Source organism: Vibrio sp. 10N.261.54.E10 (genome assembly GCF_002877735.2).
GTDB classification, from domain to species: Bacteria; Pseudomonadota; Gammaproteobacteria; order Enterobacterales; family Vibrionaceae; genus Vibrio; species Vibrio crassostreae_C.
Map to the genome: position 1 here is coordinate 1,712,644 of NZ_MCXE02000001.1, position 25,453 is coordinate 1,738,096.

The following is a 25,453-nucleotide window of genomic DNA, read 5'->3' on the forward strand; positions in this document are numbered from 1 at the left end:
TCCGATCTACTCTCCAATTCAAGGAATAAACAATGAAAACCTTATTTTCACTTTCAGCATTGTGCGTTGCACTGTTAAGTTCTGGCGTTCAAGCGTCTGAGCGCGCCGATATAGGTTGGGAGTTAATTGAGAAAGGCGCATTGGTAGTTGATGTCAGAACACCTGAGGAGTTCAAACAAGGGCATCTCGACAACGCCATTAACTACCCACTGTCTGAGGTCGCAACACACTTTGCCAACATAGATAAAGACCAGCCAATCGTGTTGTATTGCCGCAGTGGTAATCGCTCAGGACAAGCCTATCGATTCTTACAAGCTCAAGGGTTTACTCAAATCCACAACGCAGGTGGCCTGATTGAAATGCAGGAAAGTAAATAGCCAAAGGCTAACGATTAACGACTAGCGATTGGGCCAAGCTTAACGGATCATCTGTTTGGCTTGGTTGATCGAATGGATAATAGAAACACGATCAATCCCCTTCTGATTAGAGTCGAGAATTTGAGTCCAAGCATCGATCGCTTGTTGATAGCGCATACTGATGAAGTGATCGGTCGCGATTAACATCAATGCCGTACGATCGTTGGGATCAAGCTCCATGGATTGATTTAAGAGCACTTTCACATCATCACTCATCGCCTGTGAACTTAGGTAATACAAGGCGCTCGCTTTAGCTGCATAAAGCCCTGAAGGCGCCTGTGGGTCTAAACGAATCGCATAGTCGTAACAGGTAAATGCAGCATCAAACTCCCCTTTCTGCATATAAACACCACCAAGCTTAAACCAAAGGTCTGATTGATTAGGGTCTTGCTCCAGGCTCTGCTGAAGTTCATTTTGGAAATCTGTTGCTGTATAGCTGCTGTCGTCACTTGAAGTAAGTTGAGGGGCTTCTTGTTTCATCTGAGACCAAACCAGAATGCTGGCTAATATCGCCACACATGAAATAAGGAGGTTGCCTTTAAGATGACTGGTTTTTCTGTTTGATGCGATCACGATTGCCACTAGAAATAGGCTCATTAGCAGCAAAGCAATCAGTAACCAGATATCCATTCCATTCTCCTTTCATTGACGCTTTACTGTACCTTTTTCTCACTAAAACAATATTGATCGAGGTTTAGCTATTGGCTTTTAAACAAGTCACAGCCAAATTCTAGGTAATAAAAAACCGAGCACAATGGCTCGGCTTTTTGTCTCAACTTCTATTTATAGAAGTGAAAGATTACTCAGTGTCTTGCTCGCTATCAGAAGCGTCTGATGCTTGCTCTTCACTTGATTCAGAAACGACTGCTGCTTCAGCGTTTGCTACTTCAGCTTCGCCTTCAACAATCTCAGCTTCTTCTACTTCGTCGATACGTTGTAGACCTACAACGTTCTCGTCTTCAGCAGTACGAATCAGTGTTACACCTTGAGTGTTACGACCAACTTGGCTTACTTCCGCTACGCGAGTACGTACTAGTGTACCTGCGTCGGTGATCATCATCATTTCATCGCCTTCTTCAACTTGAACAGCGCCAACGACTGGGCCATTACGTTCAGAGACTTTGATAGATACTACACCTTGCGTTGCACGGCCTTTTGTTGGGTATTCAGCTAGCTCAGTACGCTTACCGTAACCGTTTTGAGTCACAGTTAAGATATCGCCTTCGTTAGAAGGAACAATCAACGATACTACTTGATCGTCTTCTGGAAGCTTCATACCACGAACACCAGAGGCAGTACGGCCCATTGCACGTACTTTGTCCTCGTTAAAGCGAACAACTTTGCCCGATTTAGAGAACAGCATGATGTCGCTATCACCGTTAGTGATGTCAACGCCAATCAGTGAATCATCGTCACGTAGGTTAACTGCAATTAGGCCGTTAGCACGTACGTTTGCGAACTGATCCAGTGATGTCTTCTTAACAGTACCGTCACCCGTTGCCATGAAGATGAATTTCTCGTTAGAGAACTCAGAAACAGGCAGGATAGCCGTGATACGCTCACCTTCTTCTAGAGGAAGAATGTTAACGATAGGCTTACCACGAGCAGTACGACTTGCTAATGGCAGTTGGTAAACTTTCAGACGGTATGTCTTACCACGAGTAGAGAAACATAGGATGTTATCGTGAGTATTAGCAACAAGCAGACGCTCAATGTAATCCTCATCTTTCATCTTAGTTGCACTCTTACCTTTACCACCACGACGCTGAGCTTCGTAGTCGCTTAGGATTTGGTACTTAACGTAACCTGCGTTAGAAAGCGTTACTACAACGTCTTCTTGAGCAATCAGCTCTTCCATGTCGATGTCATGAACTGCCGCTGTGATTTCTGTACGACGCTCGTCGCCATAGATTTCACGTACTGCTTCAAGTTCTTCACGGATAACTTCCATCAAACGCTCAGTGCTTGCAAGAATGTGCATTAGCTCAGCGATTTCTTCTAGAAGGGCTTTGTACTCGTCTAGAATCTTCTCGTGCTCAAGGCCTGTTAGGCGGTGAAGACGAAGTTCTAGAATTGCTTGTGCTTGTGTTTCCGTTAGGAAGTATTGACCATCGCGGATGCCGTATTGGTCTTCTAACCAATCAGGACGAGCTGCGTCAGTACCTGCACGCTCAAGCATTGAAGCAACGTTACCAAGATCCCAACCACGAGACACTAAACCAACTTTAGCTTCTGCTGGTGTTGGCGCGCTCTTGATCAGTTCAATGATTTCATCAATGTTAGCAAGTGCTAGAGACAATGCTTCAAGGATGTGTGCACGGTCGCGTGCTTTCTTCAATTCGAAGATAGTACGACGAGTCACAACTTCGCGACGGTGGTCTACGAAGCACTTAAGCATGTCTTTGATGTTGAACAACTGTGGTTGACCGTTATTCAACGCAACCATGTTGATACCGAAAGTCGTTTGCAGTTGAGTTTGAGCGTATAGGTTGTTAAGAACCACTTCGCCTACTGCATCACGCTTACATTCAATAACAATACGCATACCGTCTTTATCAGACTCGTCACGCAGTGCACTGATGCCTTCTACTTTCTTATCTTTAACCAGTTCAGCAATCTTCTCGATCAAACGAGCTTTGTTTACTTGGTAAGGGATCTCAGTAACGATAATGGTTTCTTTACCATTCTTCTCTACTTCGATATCCGCTTTTGAACGCATGTAAACCTTACCGCGGCCAGTCTTGTAAGCATCTACGATGCCTTTACGACCACTGATAAGTGCTGCTGTTGGGAAGTCAGGACCAGGGATATAGTCCATTAGCTCATCAATAGTGATATCTTCATTATTGATAAATGCTAAACAGCCATCAACAACTTCACCAAGGTTATGTGGTGGGATGTTGGTAGCCATACCTACTGCGATACCAGAAGCACCGTTTACCAATAGGTTAGGAATTTTTGTAGGAAGTACTGCTGGAATTTGTTCTGTACCATCGTAGTTCGGTACGTAATCCACAGTTTCCTTATCAAGGTCAGCCAGGAGCTCGTGAGCAATTTTCGCCATACGAACTTCGGTATAACGCATTGCAGCCGCGGAGTCGCCATCGATAGAACCAAAGTTACCTTGGCCATCAACTAGCATGTAACGCAGTGAGAACGGTTGCGCCATACGAACAATAGTATCGTATACAGCACTATCACCATGTGGGTGGTATTTACCGATTACATCACCTACTACACGAGCAGACTTTTTATATGGTTTGTTCCAATCATTACCTAGTACATTCATCGCGAACAAAACGCGGCGGTGTACAGGTTTTAGGCCATCACGCACATCTGGAAGGGCACGACCAACGATGACGGACATCGCGTAGTCTAGGTATGAACCTCTAAGCTCATCTTCAATATTTACGGGCGTGATCTCTTTCGCTAGATCGCTCATAGAGCCATTTTCCCTCTATAGTCAGATCGTATTTTTGAATACGTATAAGACCGAAAAATATAACACAAATTTACCTACGGAGGCATCACTTTCCCTCTCCTTTTACCATCTTGTGACCCTTGTAGCCAATCAATTGATGAGAAATTGCACCTCCGCATCATATCTTGCTGAAACATGGTCACTTTACATCCAATAAACTAGCAAAATTGTAGATCTTCTGGTCAGCGCGAAAAGGCAAGTTATAATGCCTGCAATTTCATGGATGCATTATTTAACTTGGAAATGCCGATTATGACTAAATCACAGAACGTAGACCCAGCAGAAATCAAGAAATTCGAAGACATGGCGTCACGCTGGTGGGATCTAGAAGGCGAATTTAAGCCACTACATCAAATCAACCCACTGCGACTAAATTACGTATTAGAGAAGACTGAAGGCCTATTTGGTAAGAAAGTCCTCGATGTTGGCTGCGGCGGCGGCATTTTGGCTGAAAGCATGGCTGTTGAGGGCGCAGTAGTCACTGGCCTAGATATGGGTAAAGAACCGCTAGAAGTGGCACGTCTTCACGCATTGGAAACTGGCACCAAGCTCGATTATATCCAGAGCACCATCGAAGACCATGCAGAACAGAATCCACAAACTTACGATGTGGTGACATGTATGGAAATGCTAGAGCACGTTCCTGATCCACAATCTGTGATTAGTGCATGTTCAAAATTAGTGAAACCGGGTGGTCACGTGTTCTTCTCTACCTTGAACCGTAACTTCAAATCTTACCTGTTCGCTATTGTTGGTGCAGAAAAGCTACTTAAGATTGTTCCTGAGGGCACTCATGAGCACGAGAAGTTCATTCGCCCTGCAGAACTTATCAAGATGGTCGATAACACTCCGCTGCAAGAACTAGGGATTACAGGGCTGCACTACAATCCTCTTACGGACACTTATCGTTTAGGCACAAATGTAGACGTAAACTACATCGTCCACACGCAAAACTTTGGCTAAAAAATATCGGTAGCCCTACCGTAAAACCTTTTGTAAAAAAGACGAATGAAAAGAGTTGCAATTACCATAACTTTGCGACTTTTTTCAGTCTAAATTTCGTGCGCTAGCTTCCATTTTGACCACCTCGATTTAAATTTAATCGCCTAAAATCAATCGCCCATTTTGGCCAAAGATCAAGGAATTTTTTTTTATGGGCGTGCAAAAATAAAGCATCATTAAAAGCCGACTTTTATACAATCAAGTCACATATAACCTCATCAGTTAGTGGTCACTTACAGTTTTTTTTCAATCCACCACTTATCCACAAGCAACCCCATTTCTTTACCTTGAAAAATATCAGTTGTAGCACTATCTTGTAACCCAACAAACAAATGACCCCTATATGTTGTGTTTGAACTACAATGTATGGGTAGACCAAGATCACAAAGCCGAAACGTAATTTACAAAAATTACACAGAAATACACAAAAACACGGCCTTGTTCAGTTTTGTTAGGGAAATTAAGCAGAATGAACCAACAACTTACTGTTACCAAGCGTAACGGGCGCAAAGAAACGATCGATCTAGAGAAGATCCATCGCGTGATTACATGGGCAGCTGAAGGCTTGCACAATGTTTCTGTATCACAAGTAGAATTGAAAGCTCACATTCAGTTTTACGATGGCATCACCACTACTGACATTCATGAAACTATCATCAAGTCAGCAGCGGATTTAATCTCTGAAGAGACTCCTGATTACCAATATCTAGCAGCACGTCTGTCTGTATTCCACCTACGTAAAAAAGCGTACGGCGAATACGAGCCGCCTGCACTGTATGACCACGTTGCAAAACTGGTTGATATGGGTAAATACGATAGCCACCTTATGGAAGATTACACGAAAGCTGAATTCGAAGAGCTTGACGAGTACATCGACCACAAACGTGACTTAGACTTCTCTTACGCAGCGGTTAAGCAGCTCGAAGGTAAATACTTCGTGCAAAACCGTGTAACGAAAGAAATCTACGAGAGTGCTCAGTTCCTTTACATTTTAGTTGCTGCGTGTCTATTCGCTAAATACCCGAAATCGACTCGTCTTGACTACATCAAACGTTTTTACGACGCATCGTCTACGTTTAAGATTTCTCTACCTACACCGATCATGTCTGGTGTACGTACGCCTACTCGTCAATTCAGTTCTTGTGTACTGATCGAGTGTGGTGACAGCCTTGATTCAATCAACGCGACAGCAAGCTCAATTGTTCGTTACGTATCTCAACGTGCTGGTATTGGTATCAACGCAGGTCGTATCCGTGCGCTTGGTTCTGAAATCCGTAATGGTGAAGCGTTCCACACAGGCTGTATCCCTTTCTACAAATACTTCCAAACAGCAGTAAAATGTTGTTCTCAAGGTGGTGTTCGTGGCGGTGCAGCAACGGTATTCTACCCACTATGGCACGGTGAAGTTCAGTCTCTATTAGTACTGAAAAACAACCGCGGCGTTGAAGAGAACCGAGTTCGTCACATGGATTACGGCGTACAGCTGAACAAGCTTATGTACTCTCGCCTAGTTCAGGGTGGCAACATCAGCCTGTTCTCACCTTCAGACGTACCTGGCCTTTACGATGCGTTCTTCGAAAACCAAGACCGTTTTGAAGAGCTATACGTTAAGTACGAAAACGATCCTTCAGTGAAGCGTGAAACGGTTAAAGCCGTTGAGCTTTTCTCTCTGCTAATGCAAGAGCGTGCTTCTACTGGTCGTATCTACATTCAGAACGTTGACCACTGTAATACACACAGCCCGTTTGATTCTGAAGTAGCACCTGTTCGTCAATCGAACCTATGTCTAGAAATCGCGCTTCCTACTAAGCCACTTTCTAACGTAGAAGATGACGAAGGCGAAATTGCACTATGTACGCTTTCAGCATTCAACCTTGGCGCAATCAATGAACTGGACGACCTAGCAGAGCTTTCTGAGCTGGTTGTTCGTGCTCTAGATGCACTGCTTGATTACCAAGACTACCCGCTTCCAGCTGCATACAAGTCGACAATGAACCGTCGTACTTTAGGTGTAGGTGTAATCAACTACGCATACTACCTAGCGAAGAATGGTGTTAAGTACTCTGATGGCAGCGCGAATGGCCTGACTCACCGTACTTTTGAAGCAATTCAATACCACTTGCTAAAAGCATCTGTTGAACTAGCGAAAGAGCAAGGCCGTTGCCCATCTTTCCACGAGACCAACTACGCGAAAGGCCTACTGCCAATCGATACTTACAAAAAAGATATCGACTTAGTATGTGAAGAGCCACTGCACTACGATTGGGATTCTCTACGTGAAGAGATCATGGAGCACGGTCTGCGTAACTCTACGCTAACAGCGCTTATGCCTTCTGAGACATCGTCTCAAATCTCGAACGCGACTAACGGTATCGAGCCACCACGTGGTTACGTATCAGTGAAAGCATCGAAAGACGGCATCCTTAAGCAAGTGGTTCCAGATTTCCTAAATCTTAAAGAGAACTACGAGCTACTTTGGAACATTGGTTCTAACGACGGTTACCTACACCTAGTGGGTATCATGCAAAAATTCGTTGACCAAGCTATCTCTGCAAACACTAACTATGACCCAAGTGTTTACGACAGCGGTAAAGTACCAATGAAGAAGCTGCTTCAAGACCTACTAACAGCGTACAAGTACGGTGTTAAGACGCTTTACTACCATAACACTCGTGATGGTGCTAAAGACGACCAAGGCGATGCAGTTCAAGTGCCGGAAGAAGATTGTGAAGGCGGCGGTTGTAAGATCTAAACCGCAATAAACATTAAGACCCCAGAGAAGAGTTATCTTCTCTGGGTTTAAAGCATTAACAGGGTCCGTTTTATTACGGGTCTTTAAAGGATTTGAGGCATTTATGGCTTACAGTACTTTTTCTCAGCAAAAAAATGACCAACTAAAAGAACCAATGTTCTTGGGTCAGTCGGTAAACGTTGCACGTTACGACCAACAAAAATTCGAAATCTTCGAAAAGCTTATCGAGAAGCAGCTTTCTTTCTTCTGGCGTCCAGAAGAAGTAGACGTGTCTAGCGACCGTATCGACTACAACAAGCTTCCTGAGCATGAAAAGCACATCTTCATCTCTAACTTGAAGTACCAAACGCTTCTAGATTCAATCCAAGGCCGCAGCCCTAACGTTGCCCTACTTCCATTGGTATCTCTACCAGAAGTTGAAACTTGGATTGAAACTTGGTCTTTCTCTGAAACGATTCACTCTCGTTCTTACACGCACATCATCCGTAACATCGTGAATGATCCAGGCGTAGTATTCGACGACATCGTTGAAAATGAAGAGATTCTGAAGCGTGCTAAAGACATCGCTTTCTACTACGACGACCTAATCAAGCTAACGGCTGACTACCACCGCTACGGTGAAGGCAACCACAGCATCAACGGCGAAGACGTCAAGATTTCACTTCACGACCTGAAGAAGAAACTTTACCTATGTCTAATGTCTGTAAACGCACTAGAAGCGATTCGTTTCTACGTAAGTTTCGCATGTTCATTTGCATTCGCTGAGCGTGAGCTAATGGAAGGTAACGCGAAGATCATCAAGCTAATCGCTCGTGATGAAGCCCTTCACCTTACTGGTACACAGCACATGATCAACTTGCTACGCAATGGTCAAGATGATTTTGAATTCATGCAGATCGCTGAAGAGTGTAAGCAAGAGTGTTTCGACCTATTCAAAGAAGCGGCTGAGCAAGAGAAAGAGTGGGCAGAATACCTATTCAAAGATGGCTCTATGATTGGTCTGAACAAAGACATTCTTTGCCAATACGTTGAGTACATTACCAACATCCGTATGCAGGCTGTTGGCCTAGGTACGGCTTACCCAGCAGCAACGTCGAACCCAATTCCATGGATCAACGCTTGGTTGTCTTCAGATAACGTTCAAGTTGCTCCACAAGAAGCAGAAATCAGTTCTTACCTAGTTGGCCAAATCGACAACGAAGTAAAAGCTGACGACTTTGAAGGATTTGAGCTGTAATGCCAACAATCAAAATCAACAAACTGACTTCAATTGAATCTAACCCTTCAAACACTCTGTTGGAAACAATGGAACAAGCTGGGTTAGAGCCAGAATACAACTGCCGAGATGGTCACTGTGGCGCTTGCCGCTGCACGTTGGATTCTGGTGAGGTCGAGTACGTTGGTTTTGCTATGGCTTACACGCAAGGTAATGAGATATTGCCTTGTATCTGTAAAGCAAAGACTGAGCTATCGCTGAGTAACGTTATTCATAGAAACAAGCAAAAACGCGCATAAGCCAGCTGGCTTTAGGTCACTTTGTTCGAATATCGTCAATAAGAATCAAAAAAGGGTCCGCTTCCTTTAGGAATGCGGACCCTTTTCTATTTATGTCTTTAGGTATCTAAAGCGACTCGTCTATCACTCAACCAAATCTTCCTGTTGGCTTGTGTCATACAAAGCCAAACGTTTATTGCTGAGTCAGGTTAAGAGTCACAGAGCCAATATAACAAGCGCTTCGGCACTCTCCACAGCCGTTACACTTATCTTTGTCCACTGTAGGCAACTCTCCTACTTCGATGTGTATTGCACCAGCTGAACACGCCGTTTGGCATGCTGAACAGTCCATTTGCATGTAATTATTGCAGCTATCCGCAAAGCTCGGCTTGAGGTCGATATAAGGCGTGACCGTTGGATGAAGTGCGCCGGTCGGACACACTTCAGTGCATTTGTTACACATAGAACAACTGTTGTAATCCAAATTCAGCAGCGCACTGCCCTCTAGCATCTCAATAACGCTATTTGGACACGATTGTTCACACAATCCACAACCGTCGCAAAGACGCTCAAACAGCACCTCATCGACCGCTCTTGGCGGTCTTGCATGCAAGCGCTGTGATATCTCTTCATAATTCGCGGCTGCTTTAACCGGTTTAGAAAGTCGAGTTAAGAAACCGCGTCTATTTGAATTTATTTGTTCAGACATTAGTCGATATATAACTTTTTAGTAGCAACGTTTAAATTATATTCAGATATTAAGTACTTAAACCAATCTATTACATCAACCGATAGCTTTTTATAAAAAGATAACTCTGATGCTTTATTTAGTTTTTCTAAATAAACAGAAGACCAAGTTAATAAGTGACCCTCAAGTAATTCACCAGCTGAATTAATATTATTATTTTCTAACAAATACGCATGAGCGAATAACATTAAACCAAATTGATCTTCCGGCTCTCTTAACCCAGTGTCTAATTCAATCTGATTCAATTCTAAAAACTGGCGATACTCAACCGTAGAAGCACCAAACACAACGCGGTCTTTATCTAGGTACACAGAACCCCAAGGCGGAGCTGGCATGTCTCCAACGCCTTCAAACAGGCGGCTGAACTCTGCTGCGAGCGCATCTTCGTCTTCGCTTCTTAATGCCTGCAAGCATTCTTCAGAGAGTACTTCGCTCTCAACCAAAGCTTCGACAATGGTGATTAACTGTTCTTTACTTGTCGCTTGATAAAATAGCGAACCCAACAATTTATGCGTATCGATAATCATTATTATTTATACCGTTATAGGTTTAAAGATAATTATATTAATTAACTCATTTCATTCTTTGATCTATTTTATACATTCAATTCATAAACTTTAAATTCCACACTTATTTGATGCCAATCAATCAATAACTCGAAATAAATACATAAAGAACAAACTACCTATAAAGTGCTAGCTATCAATAGTAAAAGGCATCTTAGAATGACGAATAAGAAAGAATCTGGGGTAATGAATCTTACTCGAAGAGGCTTCATGAAAGCTTCCTCTGCAGTAGGTAGTGCAGCTGCACTTGCGGGCGGTATTGCATTACCTTTCAAATCCAAACCAGTAGCGGCTGCAGTTGCTGAAAATGTGGATGAGAAAATCGTATGGAGTGCATGTACAGTAAACTGTGGCTCTCGCTGCCCACTGCGTATGCATGTACAAAACGGTGAAATCAAATACGTAGAAACAGACAACACAGGCACTGACGAATACGGTCATCACCAAGTTCGTGCGTGTCTACGTGGTCGCTCGATGCGCCGCCGTGTTTATAACCCAGATCGCCTAAAGTACCCAATGAAACGTGTGGGTAAACGTGGTGAAGGTAAGTTTAAGCGTATTAGCTGGGAAGAGGCTTATGATGAAGTCGCTGGCACCATGCAACGCCTTATCAAAGACTACGGTAACGACACTATCTACCTAAACTACGGTACAGGTACGCTGGGCGGCACGGTTACTAAATCTTGGCCACCAGCTCAAACGCTGATTGCTCGTCTAATGAACCTAAGTGGTGGTTACTTAAACCATTACGGTGACTACTCAACAGCGCAAATCACGAAAGGCTTGAGCTACACCTACGGCGGTTGGGCAAACAACAACTCTTTCTCTGATTTAGAGAACACTAAACTTAACATTCAGTTTGGTAACAACCCTGCTGAGACGCGTATGTCTGGTGGCGGCCAGATCCACCACTACGTTGAAAGCAAAAACAAATCAAACGCAAGAACGATCATCATCGACCCTCGCTACACCGATACTGCCGGTGGCCGTGAAGATCAATGGATCCCAATTCGTCCTTCTACAGATGCGGCATTGGTAGCGGGTCTTGCACACGTGATGATCACTGAAGACCTTGTCGACCAACCGTTCCTAGACAAATACTGTGTCGGTTACGATGAGAAGACCCTTCCTGCATCAGCGCCTAAAAACAGCGACTACAAATCTTACATCCTAGGTTTAGGTGAAGATGGCGTAGAGAAGACACCAGAATGGGCTTCTAAGATCACGGGTATTCCAGTTGACACCATCGTTAAGCTTGGCCGTGAAATGGGCACAGCGAAACCATGTGCGATTCACCAAGGTTGGGGCTTACAACGCACTGCGAACGGTGAACTAGCGTGTCGTGCAATCGCGATGCTGTCACTGCTCACTGGTTCTGTGGGCGTATCAGGCGGTTCAACAGGCGCTCGTGAAAGCGACATCAACATTCCATTTGTGCGCTTCCCTACTGTGCCAAACCCAGTTGAAACGTCTATTTCAATGTTCATGTGGACAGACGCGATTTACCGTCACCATGAAATGACCGACATCACTGATGGTGTTCGCGGTGCAGAGCGCCTTAAGAACCCAATCAAGATGATCTGGAACTACGCAGGTAACTGCATCATTAACCAACACTCAGACATCAACAAGACTCACGCGATTCTTCAAGATGAAAGTGCGTGTGAAATGATTGTCGTGGTTGATAACCATATGACGTCTTCAGCGAAGTACGCCGATATCATCCTGCCAGACTTAACAACGTCTGAGCAAGACGACTGGTGTATGGACGGTAAAGCGGCGAACATGCCTTACTTCATCTACGCGCAGAAAGCGATTGAGCCTCAGTTTGAAGCAAAATCTATCTACGAGATGTGTACTCAGCTTGCGAAACGAATGGGCGTAGAAAAAGAGTTCACCGAAGGCCGTACTCAAGAGCAATGGATTGAGCACCTTTACGCAGAAACTCGTAAGAACGATCCAACACTGCCAACCTTCGAAGAGATGAAAGAGCTGGGTATCTACAAACGTAGCTACGACCACCACTACATCGCTTATGAAGATTTCCGTAAAGATCCTGAAGCGAACCCACTGACCACACCAAGTGGCAAGATCGAGATCTACTCAGAGCAACTGGCTGATATCGCGAAGACTTGGAAGCTGAAAGAAGACGAAGTGATTCACCCACTTCCGATTTACGCGGACTCTTTCGAAGGTCATAACGACCCACTAGCAGAGAAGTACCCACTTCAGCTAACCGGTTTCCACTACAAGGCACGTACTCACTCGACTTACGGCAACGTTGCAGAAATCAAAGCAGCAGCACCGCAAGAGTTGTGGATCAACCCAATCGATGCAAAAGAACGTGGTATTGATAACGGCGACATGGTGAGTATTTTCAACGACCGTGGCGAAGTACATATTCCAGCGAAAGTGACACCTAGGATTCTTCCTCGAGTTGTGGCACTAGGCGAAGGTGCATGGTACGCACCAGATGGTCAGAAGATCGACCATGCAGGCTCTATCAACGTGCTGACGACTCAGCGCCCGAGCCCACTTGCTAAGGGTAACCCTCAGCATACAAACCTAGTTCAAATCAAAGCGCTAAAGAAAGCATAAGGTAGGTTGGAATGAAACAATACGGCTTTTACATTGATTCAAGTAAATGCACGGGTTGTAAAACCTGTCAGCTTGCTTGTAAAGATTATAACGATCTAGACATCAAAACGAACTACCGTCGCGTATACGAATATGCCGGTGGTGGCTTCACTCAAGATGGTGATACCTGGGTTCAGAAAGATGTCTTTTCTTACTACCTATCTATCGCTTGTAACCACTGTACTAACCCAGCGTGTGTGAAAGTGTGTCCTTCGGGCGCAATGCACAAACGTGATGAAGACGGTTTGGTTGTGGTTGATGAGAGCGTATGTATTGGTTGTCAGCACTGTAGCAATGCGTGTCCTTACGGCGCACCACAATACAATGCTAAGAAAGGTCATATGACGAAATGCGATGGTTGTTACCAACGTGTTTCTGAAGGCAAACAGCCTATCTGTGTTGAGTCTTGCCCACTTCGTGCATTGGAGTTTGGTGAAATCAATACACTTCGTGAGAAGTACGGCTCTGGTGCGGATGTGGCTCCACTGCCATCTTCAACAGAAACGCTACCAAACATCGTGATTAAGCTGAACAAAAACGCGAAGCCGACTGGCGATACCAGCGGTCACCTAGCAAACCCGAAGGAGGTGTAAGATGATTTTTCATGAGTGGTCTTTAATCTTCTTTACGGTGCTGGCGCAAACTGCGGTTGGTGGTTACTTACTGATTGGCGCACGTGCACTGGTACTTGGTCATGACGAAGAGAAGCTGAACAGCTACAAGGTTCCAATGTTTATCCTATGGGTACTGATGGGTCTTGGCTTCATGTTCTCGACAACGCACCTTGGCTCTCCACTGCGCGCGTTTAACGCTTTTAATCAGCTAGGTTCGGCTTGGTTGTCTAACGAAGTGTTCTTCGGTGCGGCATTCTTCGCTGTCGGTGGCCTGCAATGGTTACTGTCGGTAGTCAAGAAAGGTGGCGTTGCTATCCAGAAAGCACTGATGGTTGGCGCGATGGTACTGGGTGTTATCTTCATGTACGCGATGATCAACGTATACATGATCAACACAGTACCGACGTGGGACAACATCTACACACCACTGAGCTTCATCATGACGATGGTTGTGGGTGGCTTGCTGTTATCTCAGTTCGTGATTGTATTCGCAAACGACAGCCGCTTTACGGTTGACCGTAACATCACCATGTTGGCTGTTATCGCTGTTGCTATCAGCTTGCTTGTGACAGTAGGAAAACTGAACCTAATCGGAGACATCCAAACTTCAGCGGCAAAAGCGTCTGAGTTAGTCGATGGTTTAGGTAGCTATGTGATTCTTCAAGTGGCACTGCTAATGGCAAGCTTGTTGATTTGGATTCTACCTATGCTGAACAAAGCAAAAGCGAACCCAGTTAACCTTGGCTTAGCACTAGTATTGTTCTTGGCTTCAGAGTTAATCGGCCGTGGTTTGTTCTACAGCCTACATATGACAAGCGGTTTGTAATCGAGTTCTTACAGACATGAGTTGCGTGTAAACATCGCTGCTTGTTTGGTTATCTAGAAGGCTAGATAAACAAAAGGCCCAACACCTATTTAGATGTTGGGCCTTTTTATTTCGTTTTTTCTAGCGTTTTTAATACAGACTTAGCGAGTTCGCTTACATCGTTAGCTTACATAGCTACTTAATGATAGCCGCTGGAATAAACATGTCTTTTAATCGCTTAACCGAAGAATAAGTACCAAACATCGGTTTGTTATCTAAATGCCTTCTCAGCATATCGGCGGCAACGGTCTTAATCACGTTGCGTTGGTCTTCACGCGAGTACTGACGATAAAACTCAAGTACCTGCCCCCACTCGCCTGCTTCAGTCGACAATGCAACGCTGAATGTGTTGCCTTCCAGCTTACCAGTCACCAAAGCCAATTCAGTTCCGCACTTATCTCTTGTTGCTCCAGCCAGCGCAAAGGTCGCGGCTAATGGATCGCTCTTTTCAAGTTCGCTCTCTTTTGGCTCAGCCATCACCCATGAGTGTCCGAAGCAATCTTCTATCTGCTCATTCAATTGCAGCCACGCTGACAGTGAACCTTTGGTCGACACTTCAGACACAGATAACGTCTTCTTTTTTTCCGCCATGATGTGTCCAATATGGTCAATCATCGGCTCATCAACACTAACGACATTACTCTCTAGCAGCTTGTAAACCATCTGCAGCAGCTTAACGCGAGTTTCTAAATCCGACTTAGGTCCAAATAGTTTCACTTCAATAAACGGCAGATAAGAGCGGTAACCCAATTCATAACCTTGAGGCAATTTCAGCTGGTCTAACACGTCTGATATGCCAGATTCGGACAAACCAAAGGTAAACAACCTGCTGCATTCAGAAGCGACCACTTGAGGATAAGTACGAGCGAGGTCAGGGATAATTTCAAAGCTCACCATGCGCTTAAACTCACTGGGCACTCCCGGAGTGAAATAGAAAGTCGCATCGTTAATCTTAAGTTTGAAACCACATGCAGTGCCGACAGGGTTATCGACGATTTCCGAGTTTACTGGCAGCAAAGCCTGCTTTAGGTTGCTATCAGGCATCGGCATACCACGCCCGGAAAACATCTCTTCCATACGCGCCAGCCATTCAGGGAACATAATGAGTTTCTGCTCTGAGGCAGCAGCCGCAGCAGCTGCACTCATATCATCGGTTGTCGGACCTAAACCACCATTAACGATAACCACATCATAGTTAAAGCTCAGCATCAGCAATTCTTCAACAAGAGCATTCATTTGATCACCCACAGTTGAGCGCTTAGCAAGCGCAAAACCATGCTGATAAAACTCAGCAGACATCCAAGCTGCGTTTGTATCTACAATGTCTCCATGAAGAACTTCTTCACCTGTGCTTAACATTGCGATTTTCGTCATATTTCTATCCCTTGTTGTCATAAAAAGACACTGCATTATTTACAAACTGGTCTATGGTTGAATTTGGAGCAATTCGCCTTTTCACTAATATTAATAATGTTAAACCTAAGGTTTTCTTAGGAAAAGCAATAAATTATTAGTTCCCTAAATCAGGCATTTAATAGATAATTGTGATCCTGATCAATTCCAAACTTTCTCATGGAGACCCTTGTGGCCAAATCACCGTTACTAGCAAAGGTTACTGCCGCATTTTCAATGCTAATGTCAGTTAACTCGGTTGCAAGCCAATACGACTTCGACCAGCCAATCAACCTTTCTTACTCGGATGAATGTGCTCAAGATTACTGTTTTAATGACAACTTGTACACCTACAAGCCTAGTACCAATTACGCACTGAGCGAATCGAGTGATGAGTACGACTTCTCAATCCAACAACCAAAACACATGTTGGTGAGTCAGGAGAAAGATTGGGATTACCTAATGGGTCAAACCTACACCATTCTTGGCTTGAGTGTCGCGACAGTGGGTCTAATGACTCTGCTCCCTGAAAGTATTACTAAGTGGGATGATGACCAACGTGATATCAGCTCATTAGGTAAAAAGTGGAAAGATAACGTTTCTGCTGGTCCAACATGGGACCGTGACGAACACTTCCTAAACTACGTAATGCACCCATATTTCGGTGGTGTTTACTACACCGCAGCTCGACACGCAGGTTACGACGAGTTTGAGTCATTCTTATACTCTTGGACTATGTCGACGTTCTTCTGGGAATACGGCGTAGAAGCGTTTGCAGAAGTACCTTCATGGCAAGATCTCTTCATCACACCTTTCTTCGGTGCGGTTGTCGGTGAAATGATGCTAGAAGCAGAGCAGGATATCATTGCTTCAGGTGGCGAAGTGATGGGCTCTCAAACCATGGGTGATGTGTCGCTATTCTTCCTTAACCCTGTTGGACACATTCACTACTGGGTAAGTGACGCATGGGGCGGTGATGCAGAAGTTAACCTGAATACTAACCCTTGGTGGGATAACCAAGACGCTGCACGTTTTGCTTACGATGCTGGCGCACCATACGACTCTCAGTTTGTTGGTATGAACTTCAAAGTAACGTTCTAATTCGCCTCTAGTACTACTCAATATAAGTTATTGAATATAAGTTGCTGAATCATCAATCACAGTGACAACTCTTCTAAAAAGCGGCTCTCTAGCCGCTTTTTTTGTGCCCTACTCTTCATTCTCTTTTTTTGCATCGAAGCTTAGTTTCAAAAATTGACCTAGGTCAAACATTGTTCGATGTAACCTTCTACACTGAAATTAAAGAACTTTATCGCGTGATATCAAACATTTAATTAGCAAAGAATAATTGAAACCTTGGGGGCTGATATGAACAGTACATTTATCGTAAACTTTATCGGAAAAGCATCACCAGCAACAATCAAACAGCTTGCTGCGGTTACTCACGAAAACGACGGCAAATGGCTCATCAGTAAAGTGAACTTTATTGAAGACCAAGTCGCAGGCGTACTAAAGGTTCAACTTCCAGCCATCAACGAATCGATTGTAAAAGAAGCGTTCAGCGCCAATCCAGATCTCATCGTGCAGTTTGTCGATTCCGATCATACACACAATGTTCAAGACACGGTCCATCACTTGAGACTCGACTCTAACGACCGAGCAGGTATCGTCAACGAAGTGACTCATGTATTGGATAGACAAGGAATCAGTATTCTCGATATGGATTGTCACCGCGTCTTTATCGCTGGTGGCGGCGGTGTTAGCTCAAGTCTATTCACATCAAAAATCGCCGTTAAGCTGCCAATCGAAGTACAGATCGACGACGTAGTTAATGAACTCGAAACGCTCAGTGAAGATACTCGTGTGATGATTGAAAGCTAAATAAACAAAATTAAAGAACAAAAAAGAGCAGCTCATTAGCTGCTCTTTGTATTGCTCTGAACTTGTGATTCAGTTACTTAACTGACCATTGTGATAATGAGCGTTTGAAGTCTTCATAGCCGAATTCATTTAGCTTCTGAACTTCACCACTGCTACGTTCACAGTAGATTGAAGGCATTTTAAGGCCATTGAACCAGTTCAATTTCACCATTGTGTAACCCGCGCTGTCTAACAGATGCAGCTTTTGACCAATCTTAAGTGGCTCATCAAAGCTCGCTTCGCAGAACTGATCGCCCGCAAGACATGAACACGAACCAATCACGTAGTCATGGCTGCCTGTTTCTGATGCTTCCAATACTGATGCGGGCTCATTGTAGATAAGCGTGTCAAGGCGGTGCGCCTCAGTCGCTGAATCCACAATCGCTGTTTTCTTCACGTTCTCAACAATATCGACCACTGTCACAACTAGGTCGGTTGTTTTAGTGATGATCGCTTCACCCGGCTCAAGATACATCTGCACACCGTGCTTTTCAGAGAAGGCTTTCAGCGCAAGACCGAGTTTTTCGATGTCATAGCCAGGCCATGTGAAGAACACACCTCCGCCCATGCTCACCCAGTCCAACTTATCTAAGTGCTCACCAAACTGTTCTGAGATTGAATCAAGCAGGCCGATAAACGCATCGACGTCTTTGTTCTCACAGTTCATGTGGAACATCACACCATTAATCTCATCGAAAATTTCTGGTTTGATGTGGTCAGCTTGCACGCCCAAACGCGAGAATTGACGTGCTGGATTCGCCAAGTCTTGCCCTGCGTAGCTCACGCCCGGATTTAAACGTAAACCCAGTGAAGCTTTACCTTCAACAATATGACGGTAAGCAGCAAGTTGGCTTTGAGAGTTGAAGATCATCTTGTCGCAGATGTCAGCAACCTCTCTCACGTCATCTTCACTGTAGCCCACACTGTAAGCATGAGTTTCACCGCCAAAAGTTTCGTGACCTAATTTCACTTCATAAGGGCCAGAACTAGTAGTACCGTCTAGGTACGGTTTGATGATGTCAAACACGCCCCAAGTCGAGAAGCACTTAAGCGCAAGTACCAATTTCACACCTGAAATCTCTTTCAGTTGCTTGGCTTTTTCTAAGTTCGCAATCAACTTGTCTTCGTTGATCATGAAATATGGGGTTTTTAGTTCTTCTTTCTTAAACGTCATTTTTGTAAACACTCAAGCAGCATCTATAGATGGAAAGGTAAATTAACAATTTTGGTGTGATTTATTTTGATTTTGTCCTGTCCGAGCACAGTGAGTTACAAAATCAAAATAAATGATACCAAAGCTTCAAGGCTATCATCATCGAAAAGGGAACAATCCATGTCCCCTTTAATTAGCAATCAAAACAAGAAATCAGTTCTTATTTTTTCAGCTCATGAATCACTGGAAGACCTTGGCCTGCTTCAAGCTCTTGAACATGCCAATCTAGACCAATTTCCGGCATAGTTGCTAGGAACGGATCTGGATTTAGCTGTTCCATGTTGAACACGCCTTTATCAGCCCATTCGCCACGGAAGAACTGAAGTGCAGCGGTAATCGCTGGAACACCAGTTGTGTAAGAGATCGCTTGGTGCTCTACGTCTTCGTAAGCCACTTCGTGGTCTGCGTTATTGTAGATGAATACGCTACGCTCTTTACCATCTTTCTTACCTTGAACCCAAGTACCGATACACGTTAAACCAGTGTAACCCGGAGCTAGAGATGTTGGATCCGGTAGTAGTGCTTTAAGAACATGCAGAGGCTGAACCACAGTACCATCGTGCAGTGTTAGCGGATCTGGGCTAAGAAGACCGATATCACGCATGCAGTTGAAGTAGTTCAAGTATGCATCACCAAAGCCCATCCAAAATTCGATACGCTTAGCTGGGATGAACTCTTTCATTGAACGAACTTCATCGTGCGCCATTGAGTAAACTTTGTGAGAACCACAGTTCGGGAATTCAAACTCAAGCATACGAGAGTGACAAGGTACTTGTTTCCACTCTTCATTTTCCCAGTAGAAAGAATCGCCTTGGATCTCAAGCATGTTGGTTTCTGGGTCAAAGTTTGTCGCAAACTTCTTGCCGTGGTCACCAGCATTCACATCCATTACATCAATTGAGTCAATCTCATCGAACAAGTGCTTAACCGCGTATGCAGCAAAGATTGATACCACACCTGGATCGAAACCAGCACCAAGAATACCTGTGATGCCTGCTTCAGCGAACTTCTCACGGTAGCCCCACTGCCAATCGTAAGCTTGTGGTACTTGTTGGCCTTCAGAACATAGGTCAACCGCTACCGATGTATCTAAGTAAGAGACTTTAGTTTGGTAACACGCTTCCATGATTGCCATGTTTACCCAAGGAGGACCAGCGTTGATCACTAGATCCGGCTGAACTTCTTTAATCAAAGCAACAAGCGCATCAACATCATCAGCGTCCACTGAACGTGCTTCTAGTTTCTTAGTTGAATCTTTAAGGTTGTTTTTGCCCTTGATAGATTCGATGATTTTTTCACACTTCGCGATTGTGCGAGAAGCGATTGTGATATCACCCAGTACTTCGTTATTTTGTGCTGCTTTGTGTGCAACAACCCAACCAACGCCGCCTGCACCAATTTGTAGAATAGCCATAGTTTTAATTACCCTTGTTGTTCTGCTAGCTCAATAGCTAAAGTTTGAATTTTGTTAATTAGAGATTTGAAATCTGATGTCGTTAAGCACGGATTCAAGATTGTAAATTTCAGCGCGCTTTTACCGTCGACGACCGTTTCGCCAAGCACGGCAACACCACGAGTCAGAGCTTCCAGTCTTAACGTTTGATTCAGTTTGTCTAAATCTAGCTCACCGTTTGCTGACGGCTTAGATCGGAACAGCACTGTTGATAGTGACGGCTCTGCGAGTAGCTCTAGGTCAGCTTGGTTTTGAATCAGGTCTGCCACTTCTAGCGTTTGCTCAAGAAGATGGTCGTACATATCACCCAACTGCTTTGGTCCAACGCTTTGCATCGTCATGAAGACTTTCAATGCATCGAAACGCTTGGTGGTCGCAATAGACTTATCGACAAGATTTGGCAGCTCATCGTGCTCGCGATTCAAGTAGTCTGCGTGATGCAGTAGGAACTTAAAGTTCGCTTTGTCTTTCAGCAACACAGCACCACAGCTGATTGTTTGGAAGAACAACTTGTGGAAATCAACGCTCACTGAATCCGCTTTCTCGATGCCTTTCAGGCGAGCTTTATGGCTACTTAAGATAAGCGCGCCACCGTAAGCACTGTCGACATGGAACCAAAGATCTTGTTGGTTGGCGATGTCAGCAATCGCTTCAAGGTCATCAATAGCACCGTGATCGGTCGTACCCGCAGTACCGACAACAGCAAAAGGAATCAACCCTTGTGCTTTAAGCGCTTTCACTTCTGTGTCTAGCAAGTCAGGTTTGATAGTGCCGTTTGCATTGGTGTCAACACAGCACACTGCCGCTTCGCCTAGCCCTAGTAGAGAGGCAGACTTTTGAACCGTGAAGTGCGATTTCTTTGAACATAAGATACGCAGCTTACTCGCGTATTCTGGTAAGCCAAGCTTTTGGATAGAATGACCATTGTGCTTATCCGCAACCCAGTCTCTCGCAAGCAATAAACCCATTAGGTTACTTTGCGTGCCGCCGCTGGTGAAAACACCGTCAGCTTGTGCGCCAAGTTGGTATTTTTCGCACATCCAATCCACCACACGCTGCTCAACATAAGTCGCAGCCGATGCTTGGTCCCATGAATCCATTGATTGATTCAACGCCGCGATAATCGATTCAGCTGCTACCGAAGCCATAAGAGGCGGAGTGTGAAGGTGTGCAATACAATCTGGGTGTTGCACGAAGATGGAGTTTGCAGCGACAAGGTCTGCAGTGCTATCTACAACATCAACCAAAGCGTGTTGATTGTTGTCAAGGTCGACAGCATTGATGGCTGCTTCTAGCACTTTTGGTTCTAAACCCGAATAAGGGGTTTCAACCTGTTCAAAAACCGCTTTCATCGCTTGAGTGGTTTGGTTCATCACGCTAGCAAATTCGTCGCTACCGCCTAAACCCGTCTGGATAAAATGCTTGTTCCATTCTTGGTTTGCTTGCTCGCTTGAAGCTGGGTCTTGTTGTAGACCACCACCTGCTGCGATGATCGCTTCTTCCATGACGCGCAATGCAAAGTCAATCTGCTCAAAAGAGATAATCATTGGCGGAAGGAAACGAATGACCGAACCATCACGACCACCCTTTTCAACCATCAAGCCGCGTTCTAACGCTGCTCGTTGAATCGCTAGGGTTAGTTCGCCGTCTGATTGTGGTTCGCCAAACTTGTTAAGCTCACCATTTGGTTGTTTGATCTCAGCACCGAGCATCAGGCCTTTACCACGAACTTCAGCAATACAGCTAACGCGTGATTGAATCTTCTCAAGCCCGTGACGTAAATATTGGCCTGCGATGTTCGCGTGCTCAACTAAGCCATCTCGTTCGATGATCTCCAACGCCTTAGCGCCAGAGACCATTGCTAATTGGTTACCACGGAATGTACCGGTGTGCTCACCCGCTTTCCATGTATCAATGCTCTTATCGAACACAAGCAGCGACATAGGCAGTCCGCCACCAATCGCTTTAGATAAACATAAGATATCTGGATTAACACCAGACTCTTCAAACGCAAATCGATGGCCAGTTTTGCCCACACCACACTGAATCTCATCAAAAATCAGTAGGATGCCGTGCTCATCACAGATGCGACGTAGGCCTTGTAACCAAGATGCTGGAGCAGGAATCACACCGCCCTCACCTTGCACAGGCTCAACGATCATCGCCGCCGGTTTCATGATGCCAGACTCGTCATCATTCAACATACGTTCGATGTAACGAATGCTCGCGTTAGCACCCGCTTCACCACCAATACCAAACGGGCAGCGTAGGTTGTATGGGAAAGGCATGAAGTGCACATCAGACATCAAGCCGCTACGACGCTCTTTAGTGCCGAGGTTACCCATCATACCCATGGTGCCGTTCGTCATACCATGGTAAGCACCACGGAAAGCAAACATGGTGTTGCGACCTGTGGTTTGCTTGGCGAGCTTGATCGCCGCTTCCACAGCGTCAGCGCCAGATGGGCCACAGAATTGAAGAACCGAGTTATTTGAAAAGTCTTGAGGAAGAAAAGCTTTAACTCGCTTGATAAACGTCTCTTTTGCTTGAGTCGTGATATCAAGTGTTTGGTATGGCAAACCAGAATCGAGTTGGTCTTTAAGTGCTTGGTTAATCTCAGGGTGGTTGTAACCCAGAGAAAGTGTACCTGCACCGGCTAAGCAATCGAGAAAGAGTTGGCCACGAGTATCTTCAACTAAAGCGCCACATGCTCGTTTAATAGCAATAGGCAGGCGTCTTGGGTAAGAGCGAACATCCGACTCATGCTGTTCTTGCTCTAGCAAAATAGCGTCAGGTGTTAGGTCGTACGTTCCCTCTAAGATAGGAACCATAGTTGAAAATGAATTTGCGATAGTATTGATATCGACTTCAAAGGCGGTAGTCATAAAAGTCCCCTTGAATGTGTTCATACTCACCTCCATCAGACGCAATTACCCACCAACTCTCGTTAAATTTGGAGAGAGTTCATAGTGAAGTACACGTATTGTCTAGAAATGAGATATAGCTGTACGCTCGCATAAGTCAAATGACGAATACGAAATTAAGCCGTCTTAAGACAGCGATAAATTGTTAGCGTGAGCTCAAGGTTCAGTAATGCTACTGTTTTGAAGAATTGGACATTTTTGCAGGATCGGGCAGCTATGAGGAGCTGGTCCCTTTGGAAATGCAGAGCTGATTAGCAATGTTGTAATTAGTGTGTTCAATGTTGGGTTTCCCATTAACATGACGAACTGCGCCATAAGTATCCCGTCTATCAGCTAAAGGACTAGCCAATACCTACCCTACGTAATGTCCCAATCAGCAAGAATGGTCACTACGCGTATCCCCCAGAAGCAATCGTTGCTCTTCTTGAACATTTTCATTCCGAGATTGCGCGGGAAAGTAACATAAAGTGAAATGAACGATCAATAGTTTTTAGTAATAGCTTGATAAATAGCAGCGGTGGCTAAGCAATTGCTGTAAATATCGTCACACTATCGTTTGGGAAAGAGATCCCCGGTTCATTCGTTCCTCATACCCGAGGATGACGACGTGGGGTTATAAACGTTGCTAGAGAAGCTTTTAGGTCATGGCGTCACTCCCTAGAGCGAGGTATGAATTCATAGAGAACCCCTTACAACATGTCATTGTATTGCTTTATTCAAGAAACTATCTGATGCAATAGATTAAACTGAAGTTAATCAGCAAGCGGCAAGAGATCCCCGGTTCATTCGTTCCTCACACCCGAGGATGACGACGTGGGTGTACAGGCGGTGTTAGTGATGGCTTTGAGGCTGTGGCGCCTTTCCGTCATTCCTTAGCCTGAAGAATGAGTTCATTGGGAGTCCCTTACAACATGTCGATGTATTGTTTTATTCAGAAACTATCTGATGCAATAGATTAAACTGAAGTTAATCAGCAAGCGGCAAGAGCTCCCCGGTTCGCTCGTTCCTCACGCCCGAGGATGACGACGTGGATTTATAAACGTTACTAGAGAGACTTTGAGGTCATACCGTCTTTCCGTCATTCCCTAGCACGAGGAACGAGTTCATAGGGAATCTCGCTTTTAAAAACTAACTTGATTGCAAAATTTGAAACAGAGATAGAAATGAATGTTGAGTGCGGATTCGAACAAGAAGAGTTCTTAAACGTAAAAGCTAAACGTCAGAAACCAAAAAGCCCGAACATTTCTGTTCGGGCTTCTTAATTTGGAGCGATACATCGGGTTCGAACCGATGACCTCAACCTTGGCAAGGTTGCGCTCTACCAACTGAGCTAGTATCGCATTTGCTTTATCGAGATAAAGACTTTAATAGATGGTGCCCCGGGCCGGACTTGAACCGGCACAGCGCGAACGCCGAGGGATTTTAAATCCCTTGTGTCTACCAATTCCACCACCAGGGCACGCAATTCTTTATTGCGATGCCGATTACTGAAAAGTAAAACACCATCTTAATGCTGACGCCAATCAACATTACAAAATTTGGAGCGATACATCGGGTTCGAACCGATGACCTCAACCTTGGCAAGGTTGCGCTCTACCAACTGAGCTAGTATCGCATTTTCATTCAAATTCTTTCTAGAAGAAAGAGAGAATGGAGGCGCCTCCCGGAGTCGAACCGAGGTCCACGGATTTGCAATCCGCTGCATAGCCACTCTGCCAAGGCGCCTTAGTAACTCCAATCGAATCGCTCATTGCCATCCTCTTGGGTACGGCATGCATTCTACGGATTCAGACGATTGAGTCAATATTATTTTTGTATTTTTAATTCGTTTGAATAGATTTCATACGAAACAGGCCAAATAGCTGACTTTATGTTCAAAACACACTGTGAGCGGGTTATTCAAAGGAGATCTATATCACATTAGATATCCACTATTGATAACTTAACCTTAGGTTAAAGATCAAAAAAGCGAGCCT

General features: G+C 44.7%; 18 protein-coding genes and 4 tRNA genes. 10 read left to right on the top strand and 12 right to left on the bottom strand.

Annotation, left to right across the window (positions count from 1 at the left end; translation table 11 throughout):
- The first annotated feature begins 32 nt into the window (after nucleotides 1-32).
- Nucleotides 33-377 (top strand): rhodanese-like domain-containing protein, encoded by a 345-nt coding sequence (locus BCU07_RS07445; RefSeq protein WP_102428068.1) that lies wholly within the window; start codon nucleotides 33-35, stop codon nucleotides 375-377.
- A 39-nt stretch (nucleotides 378-416) separates the two neighbouring features.
- Here BCU07_RS07445 and BCU07_RS07450 read toward each other — a convergent pair whose 3' ends face one another.
- Both BCU07_RS07450 and gyrA read right to left on the bottom strand, forming a co-directional pair.
- Nucleotides 417-1,046: a tetratricopeptide repeat protein gene (locus BCU07_RS07450; protein ID WP_017066842.1), complete on the bottom strand. Its 630-nt coding sequence runs from the start codon at nucleotides 1,044-1,046 to the stop codon at nucleotides 417-419.
- A gap of 169 nt (nucleotides 1,047-1,215) precedes the next feature.
- Complete coding sequence (gene gyrA / locus BCU07_RS07455) at nucleotides 1,216-3,858, bottom strand: DNA topoisomerase (ATP-hydrolyzing) subunit A (RefSeq protein ID WP_102428069.1); 2,643 nt, start codon at nucleotides 3,856-3,858, stop codon at nucleotides 1,216-1,218.
- Nucleotides 3,859-4,116: 258 nt separating this feature from the next.
- On the opposite strand from gyrA, the gene ubiG reads away from it, so the two are divergent.
- The 4 genes from ubiG to yfaE all read left to right on the top strand — a co-directional run bounded on the left by ubiG (nucleotide 4,117) and on the right by yfaE (nucleotide 9,166).
- Nucleotides 4,117-4,860 (top strand): bifunctional 2-polyprenyl-6-hydroxyphenol methylase/3-demethylubiquinol 3-O-methyltransferase UbiG, encoded by a 744-nt coding sequence (gene ubiG, locus BCU07_RS07460; RefSeq protein WP_017063556.1) that lies wholly within the window; start codon nucleotides 4,117-4,119, stop codon nucleotides 4,858-4,860.
- 508 nt (nucleotides 4,861-5,368) lie between these two features.
- The gene (gene nrdA / locus BCU07_RS07465) at nucleotides 5,369-7,651 is read left to right on the top strand and encodes a class 1a ribonucleoside-diphosphate reductase subunit alpha (RefSeq protein WP_017060992.1); all 2,283 of its coding nucleotides are present in this window, start codon (nucleotides 5,369-5,371) and stop codon (nucleotides 7,649-7,651) included.
- Between the two features lie 103 nt (nucleotides 7,652-7,754).
- Nucleotides 7,755-8,888: a class Ia ribonucleoside-diphosphate reductase subunit beta gene (gene nrdB / locus BCU07_RS07470; RefSeq protein ID WP_017063554.1), complete on the top strand. Its 1,134-nt coding sequence runs from the start codon at nucleotides 7,755-7,757 to the stop codon at nucleotides 8,886-8,888.
- Complete coding sequence (gene yfaE / locus BCU07_RS07475) at nucleotides 8,888-9,166, top strand: class I ribonucleotide reductase maintenance protein YfaE (RefSeq protein ID WP_010438115.1); 279 nt, start codon at nucleotides 8,888-8,890, stop codon at nucleotides 9,164-9,166. The genes nrdB and yfaE overlap by 1 nt, the downstream gene beginning before the upstream one ends.
- Before the next feature lie 172 nt (nucleotides 9,167-9,338).
- Here yfaE and napF read toward each other — a convergent pair whose 3' ends face one another.
- The gene (napF, locus tag BCU07_RS07480) at nucleotides 9,339-9,854 is read right to left on the bottom strand and encodes a ferredoxin-type protein NapF (RefSeq protein WP_017060994.1); all 516 of its coding nucleotides are present in this window, start codon (nucleotides 9,852-9,854) and stop codon (nucleotides 9,339-9,341) included.
- Complete coding sequence (locus tag BCU07_RS07485; protein WP_017060995.1) at nucleotides 9,854-10,420, bottom strand: molecular chaperone; 567 nt, start codon at nucleotides 10,418-10,420, stop codon at nucleotides 9,854-9,856. The genes napF and BCU07_RS07485 overlap by 1 nt, the downstream gene beginning before the upstream one ends.
- Nucleotides 10,421-10,618: 198 nt before the next feature.
- Between BCU07_RS07485 and BCU07_RS07490 the strand changes: the two genes are divergently transcribed.
- Genes BCU07_RS07490 through BCU07_RS07500 form a run of 3 tightly spaced genes read left to right on the top strand, consistent with a single transcriptional unit; the run spans nucleotide 10,619 to nucleotide 14,536 of the window.
- A complete protein-coding gene (locus tag BCU07_RS07490; RefSeq protein WP_102429058.1) occupies nucleotides 10,619-13,057 on the top strand; it encodes a DmsA/YnfE/YnfF family dimethyl sulfoxide reductase in 2,439 nt (812 codons plus the stop codon).
- 11 nt (nucleotides 13,058-13,068) lie between these two features.
- Nucleotides 13,069-13,689 carry a DMSO/selenate family reductase complex B subunit gene (locus BCU07_RS07495; protein ID WP_004733360.1) on the top strand — a complete coding sequence of 207 codons (621 nt, stop codon included), beginning with the start codon at nucleotides 13,069-13,071 and terminating at the stop codon, nucleotides 13,687-13,689.
- Between the two features lies 1 nt (nucleotide 13,690).
- Nucleotides 13,691-14,536 carry a dimethyl sulfoxide reductase anchor subunit family protein gene (locus BCU07_RS07500; RefSeq protein WP_102429057.1) on the top strand — a complete coding sequence of 282 codons (846 nt, stop codon included), beginning with the start codon at nucleotides 13,691-13,693 and terminating at the stop codon, nucleotides 14,534-14,536.
- Nucleotides 14,537-14,710: 174 nt separating this feature from the next.
- Here the strand turns inward: BCU07_RS07500 and BCU07_RS07505 are convergent, their stop codons facing one another.
- Nucleotides 14,711-15,949: a CinA family nicotinamide mononucleotide deamidase-related protein gene (locus BCU07_RS07505; protein WP_102429056.1), complete on the bottom strand. Its 1,239-nt coding sequence runs from the start codon at nucleotides 15,947-15,949 to the stop codon at nucleotides 14,711-14,713.
- A gap of 210 nt (nucleotides 15,950-16,159) precedes the next feature.
- Between BCU07_RS07505 and BCU07_RS07510 the strand changes: the two genes are divergently transcribed.
- Both BCU07_RS07510 and BCU07_RS07515 read left to right on the top strand, forming a co-directional pair.
- The gene (locus tag BCU07_RS07510) at nucleotides 16,160-17,068 is read left to right on the top strand and encodes a DUF3943 domain-containing protein (RefSeq protein WP_017069173.1); all 909 of its coding nucleotides are present in this window, start codon (nucleotides 16,160-16,162) and stop codon (nucleotides 17,066-17,068) included.
- 267 nt (nucleotides 17,069-17,335) lie between these two features.
- A complete protein-coding gene (locus BCU07_RS07515; RefSeq protein ID WP_017061000.1) occupies nucleotides 17,336-17,848 on the top strand; it encodes a glycine cleavage system protein R in 513 nt (170 codons plus the stop codon).
- Between the two features lie 73 nt (nucleotides 17,849-17,921).
- Here the strand turns inward: BCU07_RS07515 and nspC are convergent, their stop codons facing one another.
- The 7 genes from nspC to BCU07_RS07550 form a co-directional block, all read right to left on the bottom strand.
- Nucleotides 17,922-19,061 (bottom strand): carboxynorspermidine decarboxylase, encoded by a 1,140-nt coding sequence (nspC, locus tag BCU07_RS07520; protein ID WP_017063550.1) that lies wholly within the window; start codon nucleotides 19,059-19,061, stop codon nucleotides 17,922-17,924.
- Nucleotides 19,062-19,260: 199 nt separating this feature from the next.
- Nucleotides 19,261-20,514 carry a carboxynorspermidine synthase gene (locus BCU07_RS07525; RefSeq protein WP_017069176.1) on the bottom strand — a complete coding sequence of 418 codons (1,254 nt, stop codon included), beginning with the start codon at nucleotides 20,512-20,514 and terminating at the stop codon, nucleotides 19,261-19,263.
- An 8-nt stretch (nucleotides 20,515-20,522) separates the two neighbouring features.
- Nucleotides 20,523-23,462 (bottom strand): pyridoxal phosphate-dependent class III aminotransferase, encoded by a 2,940-nt coding sequence (locus BCU07_RS07530; RefSeq protein WP_198599069.1) that lies wholly within the window; start codon nucleotides 23,460-23,462, stop codon nucleotides 20,523-20,525.
- A gap of 1,279 nt (nucleotides 23,463-24,741) precedes the next feature.
- A tRNA-Gly gene (locus tag BCU07_RS07535) sits at nucleotides 24,742-24,817 on the bottom strand.
- Between the two features lie 32 nt (nucleotides 24,818-24,849).
- Nucleotides 24,850-24,936 (bottom strand) — tRNA-Leu (locus BCU07_RS07540).
- Between the two features lie 80 nt (nucleotides 24,937-25,016).
- Nucleotides 25,017-25,092 (bottom strand) — tRNA-Gly (locus BCU07_RS07545).
- A 36-nt stretch (nucleotides 25,093-25,128) separates the two neighbouring features.
- Nucleotides 25,129-25,202 (bottom strand) — tRNA-Cys (locus BCU07_RS07550).
- Nucleotides 25,203-25,453: the final 251 nt, after the last annotated feature.

Coding starts and splice junctions, on each gene's coding strand:
- BCU07_RS07445 (WP_102428068.1), top strand. CDS start 33: ATGAAAACCTTATTTTCACTTTCAGCATTGTGCGTTGCACTGTTAAGT.
- BCU07_RS07450 (WP_017066842.1), bottom strand. CDS start 1,046: ATGGATATCTGGTTACTGATTGCTTTGCTGCTAATGAGCCTATTTCTA.
- gyrA (WP_102428069.1), bottom strand. CDS start 3,858: ATGAGCGATCTAGCGAAAGAGATCACGCCCGTAAATATTGAAGATGAG.
- ubiG (WP_017063556.1), top strand. CDS start 4,117: ATGGATGCATTATTTAACTTGGAAATGCCGATTATGACTAAATCACAG.
- nrdA (WP_017060992.1), top strand. CDS start 5,369: ATGAACCAACAACTTACTGTTACCAAGCGTAACGGGCGCAAAGAAACG.
- nrdB (WP_017063554.1), top strand. CDS start 7,755: ATGGCTTACAGTACTTTTTCTCAGCAAAAAAATGACCAACTAAAAGAA.
- yfaE (WP_010438115.1), top strand. CDS start 8,888: ATGCCAACAATCAAAATCAACAAACTGACTTCAATTGAATCTAACCCT.
- napF (WP_017060994.1), bottom strand. CDS start 9,854: ATGTCTGAACAAATAAATTCAAATAGACGCGGTTTCTTAACTCGACTT.
- BCU07_RS07485 (WP_017060995.1), bottom strand. CDS start 10,420: ATGATTATCGATACGCATAAATTGTTGGGTTCGCTATTTTATCAAGCG.
- BCU07_RS07490 (WP_102429058.1), top strand. CDS start 10,619: ATGACGAATAAGAAAGAATCTGGGGTAATGAATCTTACTCGAAGAGGC.
- BCU07_RS07495 (WP_004733360.1), top strand. CDS start 13,069: ATGAAACAATACGGCTTTTACATTGATTCAAGTAAATGCACGGGTTGT.
- BCU07_RS07500 (WP_102429057.1), top strand. CDS start 13,691: ATGATTTTTCATGAGTGGTCTTTAATCTTCTTTACGGTGCTGGCGCAA.
- BCU07_RS07505 (WP_102429056.1), bottom strand. CDS start 15,949: ATGACGAAAATCGCAATGTTAAGCACAGGTGAAGAAGTTCTTCATGGA.
- BCU07_RS07515 (WP_017061000.1), top strand. CDS start 17,336: ATGAACAGTACATTTATCGTAAACTTTATCGGAAAAGCATCACCAGCA.
- nspC (WP_017063550.1), bottom strand. CDS start 19,061: ATGACGTTTAAGAAAGAAGAACTAAAAACCCCATATTTCATGATCAAC.
- BCU07_RS07525 (WP_017069176.1), bottom strand. CDS start 20,514: ATGGCTATTCTACAAATTGGTGCAGGCGGCGTTGGTTGGGTTGTTGCA.
- BCU07_RS07530 (WP_198599069.1), bottom strand. CDS start 23,462: ATGAACACATTCAAGGGGACTTTTATGACTACCGCCTTTGAAGTCGAT.